The following is a 609-nucleotide window of genomic DNA, read 5'->3' as shown; positions in this document are numbered from 1 at the left end:
GGTGTTAAGGCAGGAGTGCTTTCAGCAGAATCGACAGAAGTTGTAAATGGCTCTCAGTTATTTGCGACTAATAAAAATGTTACGACAGTGACTACCAGTCTAGACAGTGTTTCTAAAAATACATCGAGCTATTTAGGTGGTGGTGCTGATGTGCTTGTAGGTAATCTTCCGACGTATGTTGTTGGTGGTCAGTCATATCATGATGTTGGTTCAGCCTTTAGCGGTGTTGATACATCGCTGACAGATCTTCATAATGAGCTTTCTAAGAACAGCAATGAACTTACGCAGACCATTGAGCAGAATGCTTTGTTGTGGAACGATGACGCGCATGCCTTTGTGGCGCGTCATGTAAAGAACAAAGAGAAAGATGGTCAAGTTATAGCGGAACAAGAAAACAGCAAATTAAAGTTTCTATTAGATGGAGAAATTTCTAAAGGTTCGACAGAAGCGATCACGGGCAATCAGCTTTATTTAATGAATCAGACATTTGCGACCTATTTTGGTGGAGGGGCAGGTTATGATAAAGATGGACAATGGAAAGCACCAAGTTTTGTGATCAAGAAAGTTGATGCGGAAGGTAAAGAAAGTGAGGAAAGCTACAATAGTGTA

At 40.9% G+C, this 609-nt stretch carries 1 pseudogene; it reads left to right on the top strand.

The features are described from left to right. Positions 1–609, top strand: a pseudogene (locus tag ACFIJZ_RS10110) (hypothetical protein); the annotation flags it as partial.

The organism is Bartonella sp. CL70QHWL, assembly GCF_042194855.1.
Classification (GTDB): domain Bacteria; phylum Pseudomonadota; class Alphaproteobacteria; order Rhizobiales; family Rhizobiaceae; genus Bartonella.
This window is presented reverse-complemented; position numbering and strand designations above follow the sequence as displayed.